The sequence below is a fragment of the Pedobacter metabolipauper genome, from assembly GCF_004362715.1.
Classification (GTDB): Bacteria; Bacteroidota; Bacteroidia; order Sphingobacteriales; family Sphingobacteriaceae; genus Pedobacter; species Pedobacter metabolipauper.
Window position 1 is genome coordinate 90,961 of sequence record NZ_SNYC01000005.1, and the last position, 22,822, is coordinate 113,782.

At 42.4% G+C, this 22,822-nt stretch carries 16 protein-coding genes and 1 tRNA gene; 4 read left to right on the top strand and 13 right to left on the bottom strand.

The features are described 5' to 3' along the window. Both ATK78_RS12795 and ATK78_RS12800 read left to right on the top strand, forming a co-directional pair. On the top strand, positions 1-327 hold the full coding sequence (locus ATK78_RS12795; RefSeq protein WP_208112361.1) for a nucleoside triphosphate pyrophosphohydrolase family protein: 327 nt from the start codon (positions 1-3) through the stop codon (positions 325-327). A 31-nt stretch (positions 328-358) separates the two neighbouring features. Continuing rightward, positions 359-1,114 (top strand): SDR family NAD(P)-dependent oxidoreductase, encoded by a 756-nt coding sequence (locus tag ATK78_RS12800; RefSeq protein WP_208112362.1) that lies wholly within the window; start codon positions 359-361, stop codon positions 1,112-1,114. A gap of 440 nt (positions 1,115-1,554) precedes the next feature. Here ATK78_RS12800 and ATK78_RS12805 read toward each other — a convergent pair whose 3' ends face one another. Beyond that, positions 1,555-2,652 (bottom strand): Fic family protein, encoded by a 1,098-nt coding sequence (locus tag ATK78_RS12805; protein ID WP_133576529.1) that lies wholly within the window; start codon positions 2,650-2,652, stop codon positions 1,555-1,557. A gap of 205 nt (positions 2,653-2,857) precedes the next feature. After that, a tRNA-His gene (locus tag ATK78_RS12810) sits at positions 2,858-2,934 on the bottom strand. 177 nt (positions 2,935-3,111) lie between these two features. Between ATK78_RS12810 and rnhA the strand changes: the two genes are divergently transcribed. Continuing rightward, positions 3,112-3,585, top strand: coding sequence for a ribonuclease HI (gene rnhA, locus ATK78_RS12815; RefSeq protein WP_133576530.1), 474 nt, complete (start codon positions 3,112-3,114; stop codon positions 3,583-3,585). Here the strand turns inward: rnhA and ATK78_RS12820 are convergent. Further along, entirely contained in the window at positions 3,582-4,964 is a 1,383-nt protein-coding gene (locus tag ATK78_RS12820; RefSeq protein ID WP_133576531.1) for a sugar porter family MFS transporter, read from the bottom strand. The two genes, rnhA and ATK78_RS12820, sit on opposite strands and share 4 nt — an antisense overlap. A gap of 11 nt (positions 4,965-4,975) precedes the next feature. Next, positions 4,976-6,808 (bottom strand): class I mannose-6-phosphate isomerase, encoded by a 1,833-nt coding sequence (locus ATK78_RS12825; protein WP_243732518.1) that lies wholly within the window; start codon positions 6,806-6,808, stop codon positions 4,976-4,978. A 194-nt stretch (positions 6,809-7,002) separates the two neighbouring features. Between ATK78_RS12825 and ATK78_RS12830 the strand changes: the two genes are divergently transcribed. Next, entirely contained in the window at positions 7,003-7,734 is a 732-nt protein-coding gene (locus tag ATK78_RS12830; protein ID WP_133576532.1) for a GntR family transcriptional regulator, read from the top strand. Positions 7,735-7,801: 67 nt separating this feature from the next. Here the strand turns inward: ATK78_RS12830 and ATK78_RS12835 are convergent, their stop codons facing one another. From ATK78_RS12835 to ATK78_RS12875, 9 genes are all read right to left on the bottom strand, one after another. Then, positions 7,802-10,945: a GH92 family glycosyl hydrolase gene (locus ATK78_RS12835; protein WP_208112363.1), complete on the bottom strand. Its 3,144-nt coding sequence runs from the start codon at positions 10,943-10,945 to the stop codon at positions 7,802-7,804. Between the two features lie 40 nt (positions 10,946-10,985). After that, the gene (locus tag ATK78_RS12840) at positions 10,986-12,311 is read right to left on the bottom strand and encodes a glucosidase family protein (RefSeq protein WP_243732519.1); all 1,326 of its coding nucleotides are present in this window, start codon (positions 12,309-12,311) and stop codon (positions 10,986-10,988) included. A 22-nt stretch (positions 12,312-12,333) separates the two neighbouring features. Further along, entirely contained in the window at positions 12,334-13,563 is a 1,230-nt protein-coding gene (locus ATK78_RS12845) for a DUF4998 domain-containing protein (protein WP_166664876.1), read from the bottom strand. Between the two features lie 22 nt (positions 13,564-13,585). Then, complete coding sequence (locus ATK78_RS12850; RefSeq protein ID WP_133576534.1) at positions 13,586-14,755, bottom strand: DUF5000 domain-containing lipoprotein; 1,170 nt, start codon at positions 14,753-14,755, stop codon at positions 13,586-13,588. Between the two features lie 36 nt (positions 14,756-14,791). Beyond that, positions 14,792-16,759, bottom strand: a complete 1,968-nt coding sequence (locus tag ATK78_RS12855) for a RagB/SusD family nutrient uptake outer membrane protein (protein ID WP_133576535.1) — start codon at positions 16,757-16,759, stop codon at positions 14,792-14,794. A 17-nt stretch (positions 16,760-16,776) separates the two neighbouring features. Continuing rightward, positions 16,777-19,911, bottom strand: a complete 3,135-nt coding sequence (locus ATK78_RS12860; protein ID WP_208112364.1) for a SusC/RagA family TonB-linked outer membrane protein — start codon at positions 19,909-19,911, stop codon at positions 16,777-16,779. A 281-nt stretch (positions 19,912-20,192) separates the two neighbouring features. Continuing rightward, a complete protein-coding gene (fbp, locus tag ATK78_RS12865; RefSeq protein ID WP_133576537.1) occupies positions 20,193-21,239 on the bottom strand; it encodes a class 1 fructose-bisphosphatase in 1,047 nt (348 codons plus the stop codon). A 21-nt stretch (positions 21,240-21,260) separates the two neighbouring features. Next, complete coding sequence (locus ATK78_RS12870) at positions 21,261-21,752, bottom strand: metallophosphoesterase family protein (RefSeq protein WP_133576538.1); 492 nt, start codon at positions 21,750-21,752, stop codon at positions 21,261-21,263. A 316-nt stretch (positions 21,753-22,068) separates the two neighbouring features. Continuing rightward, positions 22,069-22,773 carry a tRNA1(Val) (adenine(37)-N6)-methyltransferase gene (locus ATK78_RS12875; RefSeq protein WP_133576539.1) on the bottom strand — a complete coding sequence of 235 codons (705 nt, stop codon included), beginning with the start codon at positions 22,771-22,773 and terminating at the stop codon, positions 22,069-22,071. Positions 22,774-22,822 lie beyond the last annotated feature (49 nt).

A 22,822-nucleotide genomic window follows, 5' to 3' on the forward strand; every position in this document is an offset into this window, starting at 1 on the left:
ATGAGTAAACAAATGAAGATCTCTGAAGTAATTGTGAGGTCTCAAAGGATCAGGGAGCAATATCATCAACTGGAAGTAGAACATCATGGAAGTGAATGGACCATCGAAGAGGACGCTTTGGCGTTTCTGACCGATGCCGCGCTGGTAGGACGACTAACCATGTCCCTGCAGGGACGTTGGCCGAAAGAAAATACATTACCTGAACTACACCATAAACTGGGCGAGACGATCTGGTGGGTGATCATCTTGGCCGACCGTATGAAACTCGATATCAATACCGCTTTAAACGACTTTTTGACCAAGACCGAAGATTTACTGATGAAATAAATTGTAGTACTGAACTTTTAAAGAAAATATCATGAATAAATTAAAGAATAAGGTTGCGATAGTAACTGGAGCATCTAAAGGCATTGGTGCCGCCATTGCCAACCATTTTGCGGCGGAGGGCGCAAAAGTTGTGGTTAACTATTCGTCGAGCAAAGATGGAGCCGAACATGTTGTAAAGACTATAATCGATGCAGGCGGTATAGCTATTGCTGTGCAGGGCGACGTGTCGGTGGAAGCTGATATACGCAGACTGTTTGAGGAGACTAAAAGTGCATTTGGCAATTTAGACATTTTAGTGAATAATGCAGGGGTATTTAATTATGCAGCTATTGAAGACGCTACAGTTGAATCTTTTTACCGGCAATTCAATGTCAATGCTTTGGGTTCCCTGCTTGCTATTAAGGAATCTCTAAAATTATTTGGAGACAAAGGAGGAAATATCATCAATATCAGCTCCGGAGCAAGCAGAACGCCGGTGCCGACAGGATCTGTATATTCGGCGACCAAGGCAGCTTTAGATGCAATAACGGTATCCTTGTCCAAAGAATTTTCAGGCAGAAACATCCGCATCAACTCTATTTTGCCGGGTGCTATTGAAACAGAAGGCACACATAGTAACGGATTTATCGGAAGTGAATTTGAAGCGAAGATCGTTGCGAATACTCCTCTTGGTCGTACAGGACAGCCAGAAGATATTGCTAAGGTAGCTGTATTTTTAGCCTCTGATGATTCGGGTTGGATCACTGGTGAGAAAATAGCTGTTTCGGGCGGCATTTTCGGGCTTTAACGAGTTCGTTGACTTCAACAGAGTTTTACGCAAGCTAAGGACATCGAACCAAAAAAAATATTAGGAATACCTATAACAAATAGATTGCAAGCATGCTAATATAAAAATTACTTTAAAATAGTTTTTTTTGCACCGTGAGGGTGCCCATATAGGGTTCGAACCAAAAAATGGCCACCATTGCGCCTATTCGATGATTTAAAAATCGCCTAAAAACAAAAAAGCCCTTTAAGATATCTTAAAGGGTTTTCGGGTCATTTATGGTACAAATTTCATCACGTTTTATTGCTGATTTGAAGCAGTTGGCCGATTTAAAAGGAAAAATGGATGAAATGGAAGAGCTTGGAAAGTTCTTAAAGCGCTAAACAATTTTTGTCCACGAAAATGATTTTTATATGGGTTGAATTCATCACTACTAGTGACGTCATAATATCACTAGTAGTTTATTTTTTCAAAAGTTCAAATAGCTCGATATTGATATATATGGTTTCCTTCCAGACTTTTTTAGAATGCAATATTCCGATCTTTTCTAATCCGTTAAGGTATTTAGAAGCTGTTATCCTTGAAACATTAAGTCGATCGATAACAAATTCTATTTTACAGTATGGTTGTTCAAATAACAACTCTAATAAGTCCTTATTATATAGCTTAGATGCTTCTTCCTTTATTTTATTCTGTAATTTTGAAAAGAGCTGATTGATTGATTTAATCTGATCAGTGGTTTGTTTAGAAGTTTCCTCGATAGCTTTTAGGATAAATAATATCCATTCCTCCCAATTACCCTTGGTCTTAACTTCTCCAAGTAATCTATAATAATCAGGTTTATGTTTTATGATATAATCACTTAAATAAAGTACAGGACTATCTAAAAGCCCGTGCAGACACAAATAAAGAACATTAATAATTCTTCCCGTCCTACCGTTACCATCATAAAATGGGTGTATGCTTTCAAACTGGTAATGTTGAACCGCTAGTTTAATCAATGGAGAAAGTACATCAGTTTCGTTTATATACTCCTCTAAGTTTTTCATTAATGTAAGGATTTTATCATAATCATCGGGTGGAGTGTAAATAACTTCACCAGTAATAGCATTTTTTAATGAGGTTCCAGGCAATTTTCTTAGTCCTGCTTTGTTCTCTTCCAGTGTTTCCTGTATAGCTAATACTCCGTTTATATTCAAAAATCCTTTTTGAACGATCACTTTAAACCCGGTGAGCATAGCTTCCCTATAGCGTAGAACCTCCTTCGTAGCATGATCTATCTGCGGGCCACTTGCAGATAATGCTTGATAGAGCTTATCATGGGTTGTAATTACATTCTCAATTTCAGAACTCATACGAGCTTCTTTAAGTATTACTGCGTTCAGAAGTATAGAAGAATTAGGGAGTGTATAGGCTAGTCCTTTTAATTCCGAAAGGGCTATTGAAGATTGAACGACTTGTCTTAAAACAGGAATGGTCTCCACTTTAATTTGATCAGGAGGCAATGGCGGCAATTCATTAAAAGGTACATCACTTCTCAATTTGGCCAATTTTTTCATGCAAAGTTTTTATATCCGAGACTTTTATCATGTAAATATAATTTAATTTTCTATACATGACAACTTAATCATGCAAAGATTATATACATGACGTTTTGAAGATTATAAAAGATACTGATCGATCGACCCCATAGATAGCGTGCGGAAGAAGGGACTCGAACCCTATAAACAAAAAAAGCAGCCTTTTCAGACTGCTTTAAAAACTTGGGGTGGAATATGGGGCTCGAACCCACGACCCTCGGTACCACAAACCGATGCTCTAACCAACTGAGCTAAAACCACCATGTGTTTTTCAACGCTACAAAAGTACAATTTTTAACAATTTAATCAAATATTTTTCAACTTTGATTCACATTTTCTTTTAATCAATTAAAATTCAGTTTGTTGAATTATCAATTCAATATAAATAACCGTTTACAAATTGATTATACCGCTTAAAAACATAGATTTGCTAGTAATATGATTGAAATTTATACCGACGGAGCAGCTAGTGGAAACCCAGGACCTGGAGGATACGGATTGATTTTACGGTCTGGCGCACACTATAAAGAAATGAGTGCCGGCTTTCGTTTAACCACCAATAACCGAATGGAACTGTTGGCCGTTATTGTTGGTTTAAATGCATTAAAGACTCCCGGACAGGATGTAACTGTCTTTTCTGATTCTAAATATGTAATTGATTCAGTAGAGAAAAAATGGGTATTCGGCTGGCTTAAAACCGGTTTTAAAGGTAAAAAGAATAAAGACCTTTGGATGCGTTTCCTGGCTGTTTATAAATTACATCACGTTAAATTTGTCTGGGTAAAGGGACATAACAGTCACCCGGAAAACGAGCGCTGTGATGAGCTTGCTGTAGCTGCTTCCAAGAACAAAGCAGCCCAGACTATTGATGCTGAATTTGAGGCTGAAAAGAACGCCCAAAGACTACTTTAAGCGTTCTTCCAGAAAGATTCGATCTCTTCCAATGATTTGCCCTTGGTTTCTGGCAATAGCTTATAAACTGTAATAAAAGCGATCAGACAAAAGAAGCCAAACACACAGAAGGTTACTGAAGTTCCGGCTTCACGCAGCAGTACTGGTGTGAGCTGCCCAACAATGGTATCTGCTACCCACATCACCATGATACTCAATCCCATCGCCTTTCCACGGATCCTCGTTGGGAATATTTCTGATGCTACCACAAACTTTAATGGCCCGATGGAAAACGCAAAACAAGCCAGGAATACGGTTACACTAATGATGAGGAATATACTGGAAGTTTGTCCGAGTGAAAAGAACAATGCGGTTAAAAATAAACTGATGGTAGCACCTACCGTTCCAATCAGGTAAAGCGGCCTTCTGCCCCATTGGTCTACTTTCCAGATCGCAACAAAGGTAAATACCAGGTTGGCCACACCAAAGATGATCTGCCCTAAAAATGAATTGCTCAAAGCGATCCCTGCATCATTCAATATGGATGGACCATAATAAATGATGGCATTGATTCCGCTTAGTTGGGAAAATAAGGGCAGCAGGACACCTAAAAGCAATGCTTTTCTTAATTTGGGCGTAAACAGTTCTTTATACGTCCCTCCTTCTTCAGCTTCGGTATCGGCAGCATTGACTTCTGCAGATCTATCCTTTCCATTGTTAATTTTGGTAAGCAACGCGTAGCCTTCTTTATTTCTGCCCTTTTTAATAAGCCATCTCGGACTTTCGGGCACGAAAAATAAACCTATCAGAAATAACAAGGCAATAAAAATACCGATGCTGAACATGCCACGCCAGGCTTCCTGGATATAAACCAGATCAAACATCTGGGATATTGATGCCAATGCATGCTGCTCTGAATAATTTAACAGCAATGAATTGGTGATATAAGCCAGAAGAATCCCTACAGTTATGGCGAGTTGATAACAGGTAACCAGTCTGCCGCGAATGGCCGCTGGTGCAATCTCTGAAAGGTATAACGGTACAACGATAGATGCAATACCGACGCCTACCCCGCTGATTAGACGCGCTGTAATTAACCATTGCAGCGAACCGGCCAAAGCACAGCCTACTGCGGAGAAAAGAAACAGGACCGCGGAAAGGAACAAGAGCTTTTTACGCCCCAAGCGATCGCTCAGATCGCCTGAAAAGGCTACACCTATAATACAACCAACTAATGCAGATGACACGAACCAGCCCTCTTGCAATGGCGTTAAATTAAATTGTTTCTGTACAAAGGGAAGTACTCCCGAAATTACCGCCATATCAAACCCAAAGAGCAATCCGCCGAGTGATGCGACTACAGTAATTAATGCCAGGTAAACTTTATAATTATTGATCATGAGATAAGCTATTAATTCGTGTTATTTTTAAGGAATGCTTTGATCACTTTAGCACGTGCTGTGCCATGATTAATCAGTTTATATCGTTTTGTTGCTGCAGGAATGATAAACGTTTCTGCATAATTGAACCTGCTGGGTACTAATTCTTCAATCTCCACAGAGATGGATGTTCCTTCTACCAGCATCAGCACATGGACCCCTTCTCTGGTTTCTATGGTGACTTCGGTATCAAACTCAATCCGTTGCACATCATAGAAATGTTCTTTATGTGTAGGTAAATGTATCAATTTCCAATCACTTCCGCTATCGATGACCGATGGATGGGCAATTAATTCTTTAGGTACCACCTCTCCCTTACGTTCAAACCTGAGGTTATTAAATGCATGGCCGATGTTTATTGGCCGTGGATTTCCATTGAGGTCCAGCGAGAGCCAATCGTACATTTTAAATGTAAAAATGTAGGGTGTTGCACTGATCTCAAGCACCATATTATTGACACCTGAACTGTGAACGGTTCCATTTGGAATTAAAAACAGATCGTGTTTATGTGAAGGGAAACTTTGTACATACTGCTCAATATCGATCTCCTTTTTATTTTCCTGGCTGCTTTCCAGTACCGCCCTGAATTCATCAGGATTTATACTTTCCTGAAAGCCCAGGTAAACTTTTGCACCTGGTTTACAGTCCATAATGTAATACGTCTCATCCTGTGTAATCGTTTCGCCAAACATCTCCTGGATGTATTTTTTTGAAGGGTGACACTGGATGGATAGATTACCACCATCAAAGGTATCGAGAAAGTCGAAGCGTATTGGGAAATAAGGCCCGAAGGTTTCAGCATGTTTACCCAGTATGGCCTGGTATTCGGTCAGCATTAGAAAGTCGAACGATACTTCTAACAGGTTTCCATCACTTTCAAACAACAGTCCGTTCTCTGGCGTGATCAGTTCAAAAGACCAGGCATAATTTACCTCATCGGTATTGATGCCTTTGATGTGTTTCTTAATCCATTGCCCACCCCATGATCCTTTTTCAAACCAGGGACGAACACGAAATACAGAATGGCTTAATTGCTTTAGTCCGGCCAGCAGATCAGGCTGAAACAACCAGGTTACTTCATTGAAGCGTTGCCCGTCTGCCACGATAGCAACCTTGTTTAATATGTTAGCCCGGTGCTGATCTAATATCACCCAGTCTACAAAGTAGAACCGCTTGTACATACTAAATGAGCGCTCTGCAGCATGCTGACCAATATTTGTAATGGATTTGGCCCGCATCCGGTACTGGATTTCGTTTTTAGGGATGTCAAAATAGATGACCGGCACGTCCCAATTGACTAACGCAGCACCTGTTCCAACAACAATGTTAATTACGGCTTCCGGATCTGGCTGAAGCGATGACAAGGCTTCCAGGTTATAAAAATCTTTAAGCTCCAGCTGGGTTCTTGTGCCCCAAACGTCATCCTTTGCGCCCAAATAAGGTGTAACCAGTTTATTGATCTCTGCTTCCGGCTTTAAGAAGTTGCTGCTTTGCTGCCATTTTACAGATAACCCTTTCAATTCCAGCTCTTCCTGAACCTTGCGGATGATCTGATCAAAGAAGATACCTCCATAACCATCAATGATCACTGTCTTTTGTTCAATGATCCAATTGGTTAGGCTTTCATATCCGCTAAAGATCTTTGAACTGCCCAACGTATGGAATGGATTTAGATTTTCAGGGATCCGGGATCCCAACAAGGGCTGTGTACTTACCCTCCATTTATTTTCTTCCGTACTTACGGGAGTATGTATATTGCTATTTTTTAAATTCTGTAAAGCTTCGGGCATGTGTTTATTGGTCATTCCGCTAATTTAATATTAATATGTACAAACATATTAAAACAAACAAAACAGTTACAAAACAACAATAAAGCATGATAAATAAGATGTAACTCTATAAATATTTTAATACGAAAACAAACATGTACAAACATAGTGATTTAATAATCCTTTGCAAATATATTTTCATATTATTGTAAGAGAAATTATATACCCTTATGAAGATATCTCTTAATCATAAAAGCCCAATCCCACTGCACATACAGGCAGAAGAATTATTGCGGAAAATGATCAAAGATCCCCAGTTTCAAAACGGCAAATTACTTCCCAATGAAATTGACCTTGCCAAACAACTTGCCATTTCACGGACTACCTTACGCCAGGCCTTAAACAAACTGGTTTATGAAGGCTTACTGATTCGCAAGAAAGGTGTGGGCACTAAAGTTGCCGATGCCATGATTAGTTCTAAATCGGCAAACTGGTTAAGCTTTTCGCAGGAAATGAAAGCCCGCGGCATTCCAATCAAGAATTTTGAGCTTCATGTAAGCTGGATCTACCCGGAAGAGATCATTGCCAATTTCTTTAACATCAAGACCGATCAAAAGATCTTAAAACTGGAACGCTTAAGAGGCAGACCTGAAGGCCCTTTTGTATATTTTGTTTCTTATTTTCATCCCCGAACCGGGCTAACTGGTGAAGAGGATTTCAAAAGACCTCTTTACGACATCCTGGAAGCTGATTACAACATCATTACTGAACTTTCTAAAGAGGAGATCAGTGCCAAAGCTGCCGACAAATTCATTGCTGCAAAACTGGAAACTGAACCCGGAAGTCCGATCCTGTTCCGTAAACGTTTTGTGTACGACCAGGCTGAACGTCCTGTTGAATACAACCTGGGATATTACAAAGCGGACAGCTTTGTATATTCTGTGGAAAGCAGAAGAGGTTAATCGTATTGGGATCATCTATATTCCGATGATCCCAATTTATTATTGCATTACGGTATTGAAATATTTATTAATCAATTCCCCATGCCATATTCGGCTTTTCTCCCATTTCCAACACGATCTTACCGCCTTTTAACAGTTCTGATGCCGGAAACTTAAATGAGGTTAAGGCTTTACCATTCAATGTTGCTTTCTGTACATATTTATTGATCCTGGAAACATTTACAGCTTCGATAGTAAACGATTTACCTCTTCCGTACTGCTCGCCCAGATCTATGGTTACTTTGGGAAAAATCGGACTTCCGATTTCATATACCGGATCTACACTACATCCCCCATCGGTTTGAAACAATCCTAGAGAAGCCATAATGAACCAGGCACTCATTTGCCCCTGGTCTTCATCACCCAGATATGCATTGGCGACATCAAACCCATAATATCGGTCTATAATGGCACGGCTCCAGCGCTGTGTTAACCAGGGTTTCTTTACCCAGTTAAACAGGTATGCAAAATGCATTGACTGCTGGTTTCCCTGTATGACCGGGTAATCCCAGTATTGATCTCCCGGTGCATTGAAACGTAGTTTATCACTTTCTCCAAATCCCCATGAAAGGCGGTCTATAAATTTATCTACACCAATCTCATTGGCCAGTCCGGGTACATCCTGGGGCACAAAATAGGTTAATTGCCATGCATTTCCTTCTACATACTGCTCATTTGCGCCAGATTTAAACGGATCAAAGTCTGGAAACCAGGTTCCGTCAGATTTACGCATCCGCGCATATCCGGTTTCTTTATCTATTGCATTTTTCCAGTAATTGGAGCGGATCGTAAATTCATCTGCAATGGTTTTATTTCCCAATGATTTTGCAAACTGCGATACCGTCCAGTCGTCATATGCATATTCTAAGGTATTGGAGAACCTGCCTTTATCGTATGGCACAAATTTATATTTCATGTACGACTCCAGGTCCCGGTTTCCGGCAAAGCCCAACCCTACTTTTTGTGCGGGTGTGGTCTGCATTTTATGTACCGCTTCTAACGCTTTCTCTGCATCAAAATCCCGGATTCCCATCTGGTATGCACCCACTATTAACGGAATTTCATGTTCGGCAACCATAACAGGTACATAGTTCATCCCTGCTGGTCCTTTGGCGAGCCATCCATTGGCATCGTACATTGCCAATTGCGATTTTACCCATTTAGACGACCATTCCGGCGTAACGAGATTCCAGAATTGATTTAAGTTCCAGAAGGTATTCCAAAACGCATCGCATCCCAGTGCCAGCGCTTTTGGATCTTTTAACTGCTGGATCTTTTGTGTGGCATCTACCCATCTTCCATCTACATCACTCCAGGTATTCCTGCTTGCGAGTGCGCGGTACATATTGCTGTAAAAGCGGATCTTTTCTCTTCTGTCATTCGTGGTGATGGCTACACGGCCAATTAGCTTATTCCATGTTGCACGTTGCCCGTTCCGCACTTTATCGAAACTCCATCCGTACGGTCTGGTAATCTCTTCCTGCAAATTCTGGCTTGCATTTTCGATACTCACTAAGGATATTCCGGTACGCACCTGCACCACCTGGTTTTGACGGGTATCAAACTCTACATAAGCTCCTGCATCTTTCAAATTCCCGGTATTGATCAAATCCTTATCGGTAATATCATCATTAGACCAGGTTCCGAATTTCCGGATCGGCTGATCAAACTCTATGACAAAATGAACCGTATAATCCTGGTTTACATCGCCCGACCATGCATTTGGTGTAAACTGCTTACTGTATCCTTCTATGCGATGGTCGTTTATTTTACGAAGAGAAACTCCTTTTAAGCTGTAGCCATATTCTGCAGGGATTTGCAGATCGATCATTACCCTGGAATCTGTTGCTTTTGGGTAGGTATAGCGCTGAAAACCTGCGCGTGTTGTTGCGGTAAGTTCTGCTTTAACGTTGTAATCTGTGAGCATTACTTTATAATAACCCAATGGCGCCTCTTCTGTAGATTTATCAATCTGTGAACGATAGCCATCATTGGTTTTACGCTGATCTCCTACTTTAATTTTCAATGGTCCGTTTACCGGAAGCATACCTAACCCAGCCATGGTCCATTCATGAATGTGACTAAATACACCTACGCTTTCATACGTGGGATCATATCCGCCCATCCATCCGGGGTTTTGATTATCCGGACTTAATTTTACCATACTGAATGGTGCCCATGGTCCCGGAGCGATCATCCACCTGGAATGTGCGGTTCCCATTTTAGTATCTACATAGTCTGCGGGAGTAAATTCCTGTTTCGCTGTTCTTTTAACAATACCGCTTTCCAGTAAATGTCCATCACTAAACACTTCATACTTACTTTGTTTCTGTGCCTTTACTGCCGGCATCAATACCTCAAACTGGTATCTTGCACTGTCTAATTTATCTTTAAATATAGCGATCCCGTCCAATTTAACGCTTAGGTTGGGGCGACCGGATAAATGCTGCACATCTACCAGCAGCGGCTGATAGCGTTTGCCATTTTGGGCAATCTCATAATCTGCGGGTTTTACACTTCTTAAAAACAGGTTGTGGTTAGTCAGCAGCTTTGTGCTTTGCGGTCCTTCTAACTTTACCTGATCAAATACCATCCATGCCCCATCAATAGAAGTGAGCAGGATCTCATTACCACCTTTCCGCAGCATTTCTGGCTTAAGCGGGAAGGACAGCTGATATTCTTTTACGTTGTTGAGCTTACCTTCAATGCTGGCATCTGCATTTCGTTTTGGCAACTGGGTTACAAATGCTTTTCCATTTACGATCACCTTAAATAGCGGCGGCAGGTCTCCATTATAACCAACCAGGTCTACCACAAAGTTCCAATTGCCTTTAGCTGGCAAATTTGCCAGTGCGAACAGGATATTTGCATTGTGTGTACGCAGACCGGATGTATGTCCGGTGCCTCCCCAGCCATCTTTCGGGCCAGGCAATACATAGGACCAATCTTTTTCTGCTTTTGAGGTTCCAATGAGAAAGAACCGGTCTTCCCATCCAAAATCATGATCCAGAAACTGCTTATAACCAGCTGGCGCAAGTGCCATTCCGCTGCCGCTGTTATCTGCTGTTCCAATTTCCCAGATCACTTTATTTTGTCCCCTAACTGACCCCATCATGAAGCACAGCGTCAGGATTATCAGACCAGTTGTATTCTTCAAATTATTTCGGTTCATTTTGATTGTCATTTGATGATTGTAATGTATTAATTATGTTTTACTTGTGTGTTACTTTTTGAAGCTGTACGATGGCTGCCCACAATACCCCGGCTTCTCCCCGAAAGCTAGAAGACCCTTGTGGCCGGTTATCTGGCGTATACCATTCATAAAATCCCTTGTTTTTAAGCACCCGCTCCAACATTGGAGCAAGAGCTTCAGATGCTTCATTAAGGTAGTTGTACCTAATGAGCTGAGACACCATTCTTGCGCCAAACCAGGTCCAGTCGCCACCATTTTGATAAGAATAAGGCCCCATACCTGTATTTTTAAAAAAACCTTGAGGGTACACCGGGTAAATCGTCAACCCGATTGATGAAGCCTTAGCCTGCTTCACGTTATTCTGCATTTGTTGATATACAGTTTTAACCTCTTTTCTACTTAAAATACCTGCTTCAATAGCTACAGCCGTTCCGCCATGATAATGAACCTCACTTTCATTAAACGTGGATGGAAACGGAGAGCCACTTAAATAAATATGGGGCCTAAATTTTTTATGCTCCGGATCCCATAGGAACTTCCGGATGTTCATTTCTAAGTTTTTATGAACACTAAGCCAATACTCCCGTTCTTTTTTAGGGATATCGGCAATGCTTAAATAATCGTTGATCGCGATGAGAAACATTGCATTGTCATAGATATCAATTGCGCGGTGCGTATCTTCATTGATCTCAACACCCCAGTTGTGTTCCGGCTGCACATCTCCCCAGTCTACCGTTGTTGCGCCCCACAGTAGTCCATGTTTTTCATCAAACCGCTTTTTAAGCAAAAAATTCATGGCCTGTTCCAGGCGTTTTTGTACGGTTACTGATGCTACAGTGTCGGTTAAAATACTCCGGTCGCCGGTATTGCGGATATATTTCGCGATACTTTGCACCAGCGAACTTTCCTGATCCGTTTCTACCGTATTTTTATGTCCGGAATAACCGGGGGCCAGTGCAGAGTGATAATAATTATACCCTACACCTGCATCCCCGGGTGTAGGAACATATCCATCAAGGATGCCACCGTCTGGTTGCTGAAACTGAAAGAATCTGATTAAATGCCGCTTGATCACCAATTGATCGTTTACTGCGCAGGCCAGATCCATAAAGGTATTTAGATCACGGATCCATACTTCTGCATACCCATCACCTGCGGTAAAACCCGATTTAATCAGCTTTTCTGCCTTTGCTTTTACCGTGTCTGCCATTTGCAGAACAGATAGTGCATGGATTGCGGTAGCTGGTGGTTGCGATTGGCGGGCAAAAGAACTTTCACAAAAGCTGAAAACTCCAATGATCCCAATCAGGGTCTTTTTGAAAATGGCTGCGCTGTAATTGATCATATGTTTTCTTTTTCTCCTGTTTCTACTTAGCTACACGATCGCGTGTGTAAAATGTAAATTCGCCCATGGCCTGAAATGCTCCATTGCCCCAGTTTGAAAGCACTTTAATGCGGATGTAACGGGTTTTTGGGATTCCATCTGGCATGACAAACTCTTGTCCGGCTGCTGCTGCTGCAATATCTGCTGCAGTATTGGTGCCTACCGGAGATCCTGACGGCTTAATACTTACACAGGTTCTTAATAAGGTCCAGCTTGCCCAGCTGCCATCTGCTGCCGGACTGTCGCTTCCCCAAATCTCAAACGACTTCACTGCTTCCAGTCTGAAGATCCGGTCCTGCGGCATATAATACAGGAAACGGTTTATTTTTGTGGATACGCCGGTATCAAACGTAAACCATACCGGTAGTGCCACACCCGGTGTGGTGGCAAAACCACTACCGGTGTATACGCCATTCCACAATGCAGGCATTAACCAACCGAAGCCTCCTTCTAATACATCGGTTGGAAGGATCACTTCCTTAAAGGCCGATTTTGGCAGTTGCCTTTCAAATGGAGGCAATGCATTTAAGGTTAGTGTTAGAAATTCCGGAACGGTATAAGTATCAAAAGCATTGACATCATATTTGTAAGTAGAGCGGTACGACAAGGTACTGCCAGCCAGGTAATCTTCCGTTATTTTGGTAATGGTCTGGGTTGCCGGTACGATCACACTAACCAAATCGCCATTCTTTTTTGCATAGCGGATCTCTGTGCTGATTAGTCCGGGATTGGGCTCATTCCAGGTAAACACTAAGGAATCTACCTGTGCGCTCGGCACTGCAGAATTTATTCTGCGGTTAACCAATGAGCTTTCATATTCGTTGCCATACGCAATTCCGGACACATTTCTAACCACAGAGGAGTTGTTCTGGCTATCGTAGGTATACACCTTAAAGTTATAGGTTCCTGTTTCCAGGTTTGGGATAAGCAGGTTCACGATATCTGATGCTGCCGGCCGTGCCACTGCAACCTGCGCAGAATCGGAGCCATCGTTCCAAAATACTTTAATTTTGGTTACCGACGCATCACTACCGAGATTCATAAGCAGGTTGATCCTGTTTTTCCCTGCCTGGGCAATTACGGTATCCAGGGTACCGGCATAGATAATTTCACCGCCTTCCTGGAACTTTTTATAATCATCTTCTTTGGTGCAGGATGCCAGGAAGGAAAGGCCTGCTACAGCTAAAAAAAGAACTTTTAGATATATTTTCATGTTGAATAGTTTAATTGATGGATTAATGTGAATCGCCAAACATGCGGATCTCATAGACGCTGACATATGGTGTATTGCCCCAGTTCTTTAATGTTTTGAACCGGATGTAACGTACACGAGGCGCATCTAGCGGGAATGCAATCGTTGCACCTTCTGTAGCGGCTGTTATATCGGCCTGCGACAGTTGGGGTGCCGGTAACCCGGATGGTTTTACCATGGTAAAAGTGGTCATCAGGGTCCAGCTGTCGTCAAAGCTTCCATTTGGATTTGGGGCGTTTGACCCATAGATCTCTACGACCCTTGGATTGTGTTCATCAAAATATTTACTCGGTTTCATGAAATAGACCAGGCGGCTTAATTTGGCTGTTACTCCCAAATTAAAGGTAAACCACTGCGGCATCACATTACCGTCTGCACTGTGGTACCAGCCTCCGGTTAAGTTGTCATCAAATAAACCGGCATAGGTACCGCCGTGTCCGAGTGTAGCATCGGTGGGCAAAGTAAAACCACTCATGGCTGTGCGCGATAAGCGTTCTTCAAACAGCGGCGTCAGGGTTACATTCAGCGTATCTGACTTATTTCCCCAACGGTCACGTACCGAGATGCCGAATTTGCGTTCTATTGCTTTGAAGCCCCTTACAGAGAAAGAAACATCTTTCAGATCGGTATAAAAGGTTTGGGCAGGCACGAAGTTTTTTAAGGAATCATCCGTCAATACCACAACAGCTAAACTTGCATTCTTTGCATTCTCCATCGCGATATTGATACCTCCAAAGTCGCGGTTGGTACGAAGGGTTTCGAAGGCGATCTTATAAAGCGGCTCCAAAGGCTTTACCGTGATATCTATCGGTGCAGATCCATTTTCGCCTTTATCCACAGCCGTTAAGGTCACGGTATATGAATCCGTATCAGCGAAGCCTTCCAGGGTGATCTTGTTGTTGTAGCGGCTTACTTTTGTTTCGCGGACAATACCATCTTTCGTCGTATATTTTGCTTTTACGTAGGCCAGGTCGGGATCTGTAGGCGCTGTAAAGGTTACGGTAGCTGCACCATTCAGGTTGGTTACAGAAAGATTGCTTACCGGACCGGGAGCAACACCGTCGTTCTCCACGGGTTCCAGTACATTTTCTTTGCAGGAGTTCATTGTTAACGTAAATAAACCAATGCAGCAGATCAATAATATTCTTTTCATTATCTTATGTTTTTAATATATAATCAGCCAATTTTTTTACCATCCTGTATTTTGAACAAGATTGGAGTTGATCTGCAACTCCCTGTCGCTGATTGGCCATAAATAGTCTCTTGGTGCCACAAATGTTTGATTGAAATCTATGATCCGCTGGTTATAGTCCGTGAAATTATCACGACTGATGTTCCAGGTATAGATTGGGTTGTTTAAGGTTGCTGCTGCTGTTTTCCATCTGCGCAGATCCCAGAAACGATTGGCTTCAAATGCCAGTTCTATTCCGCGTTCCCGACGGATAATATCCCGCAATCCTTCTACCGTGCTGTATTTATTTTTAAACTGTGCTTTGGCATAAGTTCCCCATGAAGATTCTACCGTACCCAATCCTGCCCTTGAGCGGATCTCGTTCAGGATGGGCAGTGCTGCTGTGCCATTACCTGATTCATTCAATGCTTCTGCATACAGCAGCATCAGATCTGCAAGACGCATGATTGGCCATGGATAACTTTCTACGGTGATCCCTGCGGCGCTGGCTGTCAGGTTCCAGTTCACTACCTTTTTGGTGTAATACCCAGTGATGGAATACAGACGGGTATTCTTTTTACCGGAATTTTCCAGTGCTTTACTTCTTATTGCAAATGGTGCCAGGACACTGGTATTACTTTTCATATACCACTTGGCGCCATCAAAGGCCATATCCGCATAAAAACGGGGCTCTCTGTCAAAATGAAGACCTGCAGTTTGATAATCAGGGATCAGGTACGGGCTATTTGCCGGCGTGGCTTTGGGCTTAAAGCGGTTCGCGTAATCCCAGGTATCATCTTCTTCTATAGGCACTCCGTTTTTTGTATAGAACAATTCGGCCATTTTGAAAGTTGGTGCCAGCTGTCCCTTTAGTTCTTCCTTATAAATTGCAGGTTCCAACTGCGGACAAGCAAAAAGCTGCAGCCAGTATGATGGGGCTGCATTCCCATCTTCCCTGCTGGTGCTGCCCCAGATCAGTTCCGTATTCCACTTTTGGGCAACAGCATTCCTGATGCTCATTTCTGTTGTAATTTCAGGTGTCTGCCCCGTTACAGTTCCTGCAGGGAAAGTATATAACCGAACTCCCGCTGCTCCTGCTGCATCAACAGCAACACGACAGGCTTCTGTTGCCCTGGTCCATTTCTTAGGGTCGTAAGTTTGGTTGAAAAGTATTTCTCCATCTTTATTTCTTAAATTCCTGAAGTCGGTATTCCCATTGAACATCGGACTCGCTGCAGTAACCAATACTTTGGCTTTGATGGACAGTGCGGCTACTTTTGTAATGCGGCCCAGCTCATCTGCCTGGTTTAAGATGCGGCTTGGCAACCCTGTAAATTCATCGCCAACTACGGCTTCGTCAATTAATTTTGTAATATAGTTGACCACAGAGTCTACCGGCTGCCGTTTTATTTTTACAGCTTCAGGATCTGCACTAACTGGTAAGTTTTCATCTATGACCGGGATTGGACCGTACATTCTAAACAGGTACCAGTGGTAGTATGCTTTTAAGAATTTAACTTCTGCAATCCAGCGGTCTCTCAATAAAGGCTGAAGGTCGTTTACCCTATCGATATTCTCCAGCATGATATTACAATCACGGATGCCCTGCCAAAGCGAGCGGCCATCGAAAGCACTTACGCTTCCGGTTCCGCTGTTTTCGCCCCAATAGTTCATGTATGGTGCAGACTTGTTCTGGCGTCCTCTTGCAATCAGGTATGGATCTATTCTAAAAAAATCAAAGATGGGATCTTTATAAAACCAGAGTTCATCTCCCGCATTAAACCCGGGATTGCTGTCTGGATTTCCTTCTCTTGGTAAAAATGAGTAACAGGTAAATAGGAATTTTTCCGCTTCAACGCGGCTGGTAAATGAATTATCCAGTGTAGGCAGATTATCCGGAACAATATCCAGGTAATTTTTCTTACACGCAGAAAGCGATGTAAGGAACACCATTGACACCAGGGCTATATTTTTTATAACTTTCATGTTTGTTGTTTTGATTGTTAGAATGACACGGTTAAACCAGCATTAAATACCTTTTGAACCGGGTATCCGAGTCCATTTCCACCTTGTTCAGGATCCCATAGCTTAAAGCCGGTAATCACAAACAGGTTATTGGCATTTACATAGAACCGAAGGCTGCTCATACGCAGTTTCTTCAGGCCTTTTTCTCTGATGTTATAGGCAACTTCCACTTGTTTTAGTCTTAAAAAAGCACCGTTACGCAACCACCAGGTTGAAGGCTGACTGTTGTTGACGTTAACGGTTGAACTTAATCTTGGCCAGAAGGAATAGATATCACGGTTGTCTTCCGACCAATGATTGTCTGCAATAACCTGTAATAACCCATTTTGGTTACCTCCGCTCAGTGCGAACGGTGTTACTGCTGCGGGATTTACGAAGATGGACGATCTTGCCGAGCCCTGGAACTGCGCACTAAATTCAAAGTTTTTGTAACCTGAGGAGAATCCAAAACCGTAGATGATCTCCGGACTGGTTGGATTACCGATTCCGCTTACCATGTCCAGACCAGAAATGATACCATCGCCGTTTAAGTCGCGGTATTTAATATCCCCGCCCCTAACAGAAGTACTTGCGCCACCGAAACTTTGTACCGGTGAATTTCTAACGTCTTCATCATCTACAAACAGCCGCTCTGCAATTAAGCCATAAGCTGCAGACAAGGAATGTCCCACCTTTGACAGGTAATACTCATTGGCCGGAAATTCTGGTTCTTCGTTGATTTCCAGCTTGCTGGTAGAGAATGTAAATGTTCCCCTGGTGTTTAGCCAAAAATCACCAAAGGTATCGTAGTAGTCCATGCTCACATCTACTCCTTTTGCAGATGCTGCCCCGACATTGGCCCTGCTGATTGCCGTTAAGCCCATGGTAGTTGGAATATTGGCCCGCGGCATTAAGATATTGGTACGGTCTTTTTTGTAACCTTCTACCACTAAATTAAATTTATTGAGGAACGTCAGATCTACTGCAAGATTGAGGTCTTTTGATTTTTCCCAGGTAATCTCATTATTTGCATACCTGGAAATTACTACTCCGTTACGGGTGTAAGTAAAGTTTTCGCCAAAGGTTGCGGAGCGTGCCGCATTGTTCAGACTAACATCCGACAGGTAGAAGAAACGGTCGGCAATACTTCCAATCTGGTCGTTACCAACCAGGCCATAGCTACCGCGGACCTTAAACCGGGATACCACATTTCTAAGCGGCTCAAAGAATTTTTCATTACTGATGTTCCATCCTGCCCCTACAGAAGGGAAGAAACCATAACGGTTATTTTCTGCGAAACGTTCTGATCCATTATAACCAAAGTTGGCTTCAAATAAATAGCGGGTATCGTAATCGTACGTTAAACGTCCGGATACGCCTAAATTCCTTGAAGGCAAAGCGCCTTGTAAAGTGGTTGCGTTTCCATCCAGGTAATTTTTAGCGATACCTACCAATAAGGCTGAAACGTTGTGTTTCTGACCATAAGTGTGTGCATAGGAGATATTGGCGTTGATTTGTGCGGTGGTATTTACTGTTTTTGCTCCCGGTGTATAGTTCAGATATTCAGTTGCGGTAAGTTCATTGAGCAGTGCAATGTTGTATCCCTTTGCATTTTGATCAGTTGGATTCGCCGAATAAAAGAACGGATTGTATTGTCTGGACAGATCAAAATAGGAATACCGGGTGGTGTATGCCATTACCGAAGCCTTAAGACCGGGTGTAATGAACTTGAAATCCTGGTTCAGCTCCAGCTGTACATTCAGGGTTGAAGTGTTGTATTGCTGAAAACCGGAAACCATGCTTGCATATGGATTGTTGTAATAGCCACCTGATGTTTGATCTGTTAGCAAGGCCCCACCAAAAAGCGGGTGATTATCGAATGGTGAATCTGAGGGGTTAAAAAGGGCAGGAAACTTTACCGGATTTGCGGTAAGCACACTGTTAAATATCGCTGACCCTCCGCCAATTGGACCGTTAAAATCATCAAAACTCCCAGATGTACGTACCACTGCTTCTGTGGTTGACGTTAGGTTTACGTTCACATTGGAACGAACGGAATAGCTTTTTAACTTAATATTGTTGTCAAAGCTGTTGATGGCATTGCTCTTTAATACGCCATTGTCCTGATTAAATGTTCCGGCAATATAATACCGTGCTACCTTACCCCCGCCACCAACATTTAAGTTTAGGCGTTGGTTCTGGGTATGGTCTTTGATCAACAGGTCCATCCAGTCGTTATTCGGATAGAGCAATGGGTTATCTCCGGCAATCGTATGATCAATCTTATTTTCCAGGTATGGAAGCGGGGCAATGGGATTGCGGGTTAGTGCAGCTTCGTTGGCCAGTCTCATGTAGGTAATGTTGTCTGCCATTTGGAAGTTCTGGGTATTCGTTGAAACGGAATTCTCAAAACGTACATTAAATTTGGCTGTTCCTTCAGAACCTGATTTGGTAGTAACCAACACCACACCGTTTGCACCGCGTGCACCATATAACGATGATGCTGCAGCATCCTTTAAAATGGAGAAAGATGCAATATCATCTGGCTGCATCCGTGCCAGTGCATTTGGCGTAGACTCCATATTGTCTATCAGGATAAGCGGATCTTGTTTTCCGGTACCGAAAGAGGTAATGCCACGAATAAAGAAGGCCGCATTATCTGATCCGGGTTCGCCACTGCGCTGATAGGCGATAAGTCCGGGTAAACGCCCTGCCAGCATGGTCGTCAGGTTACTTGTGGGCCCTTTTAGCTCTTTAGGGTTGATGGTAGTGATGGAACTAACCATACTTTCCCTTTTCTGGGTACCAAAGGCTACAACAACGACCTCATTGAGGGTAGAATTTTCTTCTGCTAAAGTTGCATTAACGATTTTGCTATCGTTTACAGGCAATTCTTGTTTAACGAAACCGATAAATGTAAATACAAGCGTTCCTTTCAGATTGGGTGCGTTTAGTGCATACCTTCCAGCGGAGTCTGTAGTGCTGCCTGCTGCCGAGTTTTTAAGCACCACACTTACTCCGGGTAATGGCAATCCCTTTACATCGGTTACTTTACCAGAGATGACCACAGGAGTTTGCGCTGAGGCCTCGTTTACTGAAAAAAGTAACGGTAAAAGGTAACAGAGGTATTTCACTCTTAAATAAGTAAAAATTCTTCGATACATGGTGGTTTAATGGTTAGTTTGACTGGTTTAAATGATTAAATATGTAATTAACGTTTCATTTGTACATACATAGTTACATATTAATTTTAAACTCGCAAATTTTTTTTTGGGCGCGCGTAGGTAAAAGGTGCACAAAAACACGAATAAACAGCACTTAAGCCAAAAAAACGAAGATTTCGCAGCGTAAATTATTTTTTTCAACATGTTAATACATATTAAAAAAAATGAACAGGAATAAAAAAAGAATGAGATTAGTCCAGCGGGTGGGCAATGGCCCTTGCACTATCCATTTCCGAAGAATACTCTGCCATCAGATCTTCTGCCACGTCGACCATGCTGCTGGATCCAATAAAAATAGCTGTGCGCTGATGCAGAGTCGTCGGCTCGATCTCAAGGATCCTGTTAAAGCCATCTGAGGCCGTTCCTCCGGCCTGCTCTATAATAAATGCCATCGGGTTACATTCATAGAGTAACCGCAGCTTTCCGTTTGGCGAGCTTGCGGTGGTTGGATACATATAGATCCCTCCTTTGATGAGGTTTCGGTGAATGTCTGCCACCATGGAGCCGATATACCGGGAGGTATACGGGCGACTGGTTGCTTTATCTTCTGCCTGGGCATATTTAAGGTATTTTTTTACGCCTTCCGGAAAATGTACGTAATTACCTTCATTAATGGAATAGATGCTGCCATTGGCGGGCACTTTCATATCGGGATGCGACATACAAAACTCACCGATAGAAGGATCGAGTGTAAAGCCATTCACTCCTTTTCCGGTGGTGTATACCAGCATAGTAGATGATCCGTAGATAACGTATCCTGCGGCTACCTGTTCTGTTCCTTTTTGCAGGACATCCTGAATGGTTGCTTCACCATCTACGGATTTTCTCCGGTAAATGGAAAAGATAGTCCCTACGGCTACATTGCAGTCAATATTTGAAGAACCATCCAACGGATCGATGCAGACGATATATTTCGCATTTTTAGATACCGGAGAATCTATCTTTACAAAATCATCCTCTTCTTCAGTGGCTACGATACAGCATTCACCACCACTGGTTAGGGCGCTGATAAACTGTGTATTTGCGAACACATCTAATTTCTGCTGACCTTCCCCCTGGATGTTCACCGTTCCGGCGGCTCCAAGTATGTCAACCAGTCCGGCTTTGTTCACTTCTCTGTTTACTATTTTTGATGCGATCCCGATATCCCTTAAGAGCCTTGAAAGTTCGCCTTTAGCGTATGGAAAATCTGCCTGTTTTTCAATAATAAACTGACCCAGTGTTTTTATGCCTGACATATACTTAGTGTATTTTTTACGTTATCTATCGCCTATTTCTATGGCCGCTAAGTTATGTATTTTTCCTTCTGAAACAGAAAATTTAATTAAAGTTTTAACACGATGCCAGCCAGAATTACCCGCAGCACCGGGATTTATATGCATACAATCGATTTTTTTGTCGTACATCACTTTTAAAATGTGTGAATGGCCCGCTATAAATAATTTTGGAGGCTTAGTGTATATTTCACCCTTTACCTGTGGTGAATATTTCCCAGGATAACCGCCAATATGCGTGATCCAAACGTCCAAATCTTCTATGCTAAATCGTAAATGCTCCGGATAGAGGCTACGGATCTCTTTGTCGTCTATATTTCCATAAACACCGCGCAATGGTTTAAAATCTGCGAGCCGTTCTGCTACCCCGGATCCGAAATCTCCGGCGTGCCAGATCTCATCACAATCGTCAAAGTGTTTGAATACCGCATCGTCAAGAAAACTATGGGTATCGGAAAGTAATCCTATTTTAGTCAAGATTTTAAAGGTTTAAGGGTTATTTATATTTTACTGGATTTCTAAGTTCCGGTAAATCGCTATGTTCCGGTTTAATGGTTATTACATTCAGCTAATATTTACACGTTCTACAAAGTTGGTTAATACTTGAACCATTTAACAGCATGTATTAGAAACAGGGCCAAATGTGATTTTATTGAATAACTAAACCAAGTGCTCTAAATACAACCTGACGAACAGAACCAATCTTTTAGCCTATCAATCTTACACCATCACTTATGTGATGCAAACAACAAATTTAGCAATTAGGAACACAAATCCAGGAATATTTAAGGTGCTAAAAGGCCAGGAAGAAATCTTTAAGCAGTGTTTTATAGGCCTGGGTATAAACCCCCTGATCCTGATAGATGTAAAACATTTCTGATTTGTACCTCTGCTCCAATGCAGACAGACATATAATATGCCGAATGATGGGCTTTTGCTCATCTGAGCAGACATTGATCTGCCGACAAAGTGACAATCCATATTCCCTGGCTTGCTTTACTACATACTCCGCTTGTTTTACAGGTAAGATCAGCCATGCTTTTCCATTCTCTGTAAGCAGTTCCGCAATTTTCTTTACCAGGATTTCAAAAAAAAGCTCATCTGCATGCCTGGCCAGCTGCTTTCTCTTTTCCGGGTTTTTAAGGTCATTAACAAAATAAGGCGGATTTGAAACGATCAGATCATATTTCCGTCCCGGTTCATAGCTTCCAATATCGCCATGAGATGCCTTAAGGCGGTCTGCAAATTTGGAATTATTAAAATTAAATGCTGCTGCAGATGCCGCTGATTCATCAATTTCAACCGCATCTATTACTGCTGCTGGAAAACGCTGGGCAAGCATCATCGCGATTACGCCTGTTCCTGTTCCTACATCTAATACCCTTAGCGGACTGTCCTGCTGGGCGATGGCACCCAGGATCACACCATCCGTATTGATCTTCATGGCACAACCGCTCTGGCTCACTTCGAATTGTTTAAACTTAAAAATGCTCCCCATACCTGTGCGATCCCGTTAATGCCTGCTACCTGTTGTGTTTCTGATTAAG

Excerpts from the sequence above, each read along its gene's own strand:
- ATK78_RS12800 (WP_208112362.1), top strand. The coding sequence starts at position 359 with ATGAATAAATTAAAGAATAAGGTTGCGATAGTAACTGGAGCATCTAAA.
- ATK78_RS12840 (WP_243732519.1), bottom strand. The coding sequence starts at position 12,311 with ATGATCAATTACAGCGCAGCCATTTTCAAAAAGACCCTGATTGGGATC.
- ATK78_RS12875 (WP_133576539.1), bottom strand. The coding sequence starts at position 22,773 with ATGGGGAGCATTTTTAAGTTTAAACAATTCGAAGTGAGCCAGAGCGGT.
- ATK78_RS12830 (WP_133576532.1), top strand. The coding sequence starts at position 7,003 with ATGAAGATATCTCTTAATCATAAAAGCCCAATCCCACTGCACATACAG.
- rnhA (WP_133576530.1), top strand. The coding sequence starts at position 3,112 with ATGATTGAAATTTATACCGACGGAGCAGCTAGTGGAAACCCAGGACCT.
- ATK78_RS12835 (WP_208112363.1), bottom strand. The coding sequence starts at position 10,945 with ATGAACCGAAATAATTTGAAGAATACAACTGGTCTGATAATCCTGACG.
- ATK78_RS12805 (WP_133576529.1), bottom strand. The coding sequence starts at position 2,652 with ATGAAAAAATTGGCCAAATTGAGAAGTGATGTACCTTTTAATGAATTG.
- ATK78_RS12825 (WP_243732518.1), bottom strand. The coding sequence starts at position 6,808 with ATGACCAATAAACACATGCCCGAAGCTTTACAGAATTTAAAAAATAGC.
- ATK78_RS12850 (WP_133576534.1), bottom strand. The coding sequence starts at position 14,755 with ATGAAAAGAATATTATTGATCTGCTGCATTGGTTTATTTACGTTAACA.
- ATK78_RS12795 (WP_208112361.1), top strand. The coding sequence starts at position 1 with ATGAGTAAACAAATGAAGATCTCTGAAGTAATTGTGAGGTCTCAAAGG.
- ATK78_RS12855 (WP_133576535.1), bottom strand. The coding sequence starts at position 16,759 with ATGAAAGTTATAAAAAATATAGCCCTGGTGTCAATGGTGTTCCTTACA.
- ATK78_RS12820 (WP_133576531.1), bottom strand. The coding sequence starts at position 4,964 with ATGATCAATAATTATAAAGTTTACCTGGCATTAATTACTGTAGTCGCA.
- fbp (WP_133576537.1), bottom strand. The coding sequence starts at position 21,239 with ATGTCAGGCATAAAAACACTGGGTCAGTTTATTATTGAAAAACAGGCA.
- ATK78_RS12845 (WP_166664876.1), bottom strand. The coding sequence starts at position 13,563 with ATGAAAATATATCTAAAAGTTCTTTTTTTAGCTGTAGCAGGCCTTTCC.